Origin of the sequence: uncultured Azohydromonas sp. (genome assembly GCF_937926365.1) — a bacterium.
GTDB lineage: Bacteria > Pseudomonadota > Gammaproteobacteria > Burkholderiales > Burkholderiaceae_C > Azohydromonas.
Genome location: NZ_CALAOH010000186.1, coordinates 1 through 2,747, shown reverse-complemented (window position 1 = coordinate 2,747; position 2,747 = coordinate 1). Strand labels below are relative to the sequence as shown.

Annotated in this window: 2 protein-coding genes and 1 pseudogene; all 3 read right to left on the bottom strand. The window is 68.8% G+C overall.

From position 1 onward, the window contains the following. On the bottom strand, positions 1–844 hold an 844-nt coding region (locus tag Q0741_RS20015; RefSeq protein ID WP_298234952.1), incomplete at its 3' end, for a DDE-type integrase/transposase/recombinase. Between the two features lie 32 nt (positions 845–876). Further along, positions 877–1,527: a hypothetical protein gene (locus Q0741_RS20010; RefSeq protein WP_298234951.1), complete on the bottom strand. Its 651-nt coding sequence runs from the start codon at positions 1,525–1,527 to the stop codon at positions 877–879. A gap of 285 nt (positions 1,528–1,812) precedes the next feature. Then, positions 1,813–2,747 (bottom strand): annotated as a pseudogene (locus tag Q0741_RS20005) (IS3 family transposase); the annotation flags it as partial.

The window sequence follows — 2,747 nt, the reverse complement described above, 5'->3', positions numbered from 1 at the left end:
AACGGAAGTTGGATGCCGATCGTGCGAAGGAGGTGCAGTGTGAGACATAGTCCTTGCCTGCGGGCTGGTAGGGGCGGGCATGGATCAGCGCCACGCCCAGCCGGGCGCACACCAGAGCCAGCTGCTGCGAGCGGTAGTTGGCGCCGTTGTCCACGTAGAGGCGCTGCGGCACGCCCCGCCTGAGTAGCGCCTGCTTGAAGACAGGCAAGAACGCCTGCGTATTCTCGGACAGGGCGAAGGCGCAGTACGGCACCACGCGCGTGGCGTCGTCGAGGAACGCAATCAAGTAAGTCTTGCGCCGCACGCGCGACCCCGGCAGCGTGACGCTGGGGCCGTGCATCACGTCACTCATCCACAGCTGGCCGGGGTGCGAGAAGGCAAAGCGCCGTCGGTCCTGGTCGCCACCGTGGTCCTGGGCGGGGTGCTCCATCAGCCCGGCGCGCTGCAGCAGCCGGTGCACCGTCGAGGCCGCGGGGCTGACCAGGTCGGGTGGCGTCGGCCCCAGGGCGGCAATCAGTTGCGCGATCGACAGGTGCGGCTGCTCCTCCTTGAGGCTCAGCAGCGCATCGGCCGTGGCTTGCGACAGCGCGCGCGACCGCCCCCGGTCGCTGCGATCCTTCGGGAACAGTGCGTCGAAGCCGCCGCGCCGGTAGTCCTTGAGCCAGTGGCGCAAGGTCTCGGCCGCCACCCGGGTGCGGTTGCTCCCCGGGATGACGTAGTCGAGCGCGGCCTTCTCCCGCAGCCGTGGATACAGGCCACGACTGCCCAAGGGCATGTGCAGCAGGTCGGCGATGAGCCCGTAGCGGAACAGGGCCACGGCCTGGGCATGTGCAGGATCGGTCATGAGGCACTCCTCCTGATGGAAGAGTCCCGACCCTAGGCAGCCGCCGGCGGCGGGTCAGGCCCCATGTGTTGTTGGAGGCCGCCGTGGCCTTCACCGCCACCGTGGTGGCGGTGACGCAATCCGAGCGGAGCGGCCAGCGCCGCCAGCTCGCGCGCCAGCAGCACACGCAGCCGCTCCAGGGCGTTGGGCACCTGCAGGTGCCGGCGCACGGCGGTAACCGTTGCCGCGCAGCCCTGCAGCAGCGCCGGCAGCAGCGTCACGGCCAGCGGCAGCAGCGTGCGCACCACCGTCAACCGCCGACGCACCCAACGCAGCGCGCCGGGCAGCCCGATCGGGTCGGGACGCAATTGGTGAGCACAGGCCTCCAGGGTGGAAGCGTCTTCCGCCGCGGCCACCACCTGCTCGATCTCGGACAGCGTGCCGGGGAAGCGCGCTGCCAGGTGGTCAGGCAGCAGGCTGAAGGTGCGGTGGCCCTGCGGGCAGTACCAGCGCGCGATGCGGGTGCCCGCCGGGCGCTTGCGCGCATAGCTGCCGTGCCGGGCCAGACCGCAGCCTCCGCGTGGGTGCAGCGGACAGCGTGGAAGGATTGCCCGACGCCAGAGCTCTCGGTTAACGTAGTCGGCGCCGGCAAGCCCCGTGTCGAATCGAAGCTGCACCGGCATCAGGCCCGTGGGGAGTGCCATCCCCGCGGGCCCCCTCCTGGGGTCAATCACCAGGCGCCCAGCGTAGACGCCCGGCACCGCGTGCCGCCGCTGCGGCCGTCATCTCGGGGGGAGCCTACTCACCGGCGCAGCACGGCATGGCTCCGACACACGTCCCCCAGCGTCATCTGTGTCGCCACGCCAGGGTGGCCGACCTGCAGGTCGGCCACCCTGGCGTGAACCTCACGCGCCTTCCCGCATTGCCTCACCGCGGTCACGCACTGGCCGGTGACGCACTGCGGGAAAAACCGGGCGGTGAAATGCAAATCAAAGTGGGAGACAACACATGGGGCTGAGGTATCCCAGCGAGGAATGCAGACGGCGGTAGTTGTAGAAGGTCAGCCAGGCAACGACCTCGTCCATCGCCTGGCGCAGCGTCGCGAACTTGCGGCCGTGCAGTCTGCCAACCTTGAGGTGCCCCCACAAGCTTTCCGTCGGGGCGTTGTCCCAACAATTTCCCTTGCGGCTCATGGAAGAGCGCATGCCATAGCTTTGCAGGACCCGTTGGAACTCGTGGCTGCAGTACTGGCTGCCTCTGTCGGAGTGGAAGATCAGCCCGGGCTCGGGCTGGCGCCGGAACCACGCCATGCGCAGCGCATCCGTTACGAGGCTGGTCTGCATGTGTGGCTTCATGCTCCAGCCCACCACGTGGCGGCTATGCAGGTCCAACACGGCTGCCAGGTACAGCCAGCCTTCGTCGGTTGGAATGCAGGTGATGTCGCTGGTCCAGACCTGGTTGGGTGCTGCGGGGCTGAAGTCGCGCTGCAGCAGGTCCGGCGCCACTGGCAGGTTGTGCCGGCTGTCGGTGGTGACGACGAACTTGCGCTTGCCACGCGCCTTGATGCCGTGCCGACTCATGAGGCGGCGCACGCGCTCCTTGCCTACGCGGTGACCCCGCGCCAGCAGTTCCTTCCACATCCGCAGCCAGCCGTACTCCTGGCGGACCTCGGCATGGATGGCGCGCATGTGCACCAGCAACACCTCGTCGCTGAGCCGCCCCGACCCCGGCCGGCTGGGCTTGCGCGCGTCGCGCCGACGCTGATGCTCCAAGTACCCGCTGACGCTCACGCGCAGCACCTTGCAGGTCAGCGACAGCGGCCACTGTTGGCCGTGACGCTCGATCCAGGCGTACTTCACCCCCGCGCCTTCGCGAAGTACGCCGTCGCTTTTTCCAGGATGTCGCGCTCCATCTTCACGCGCGC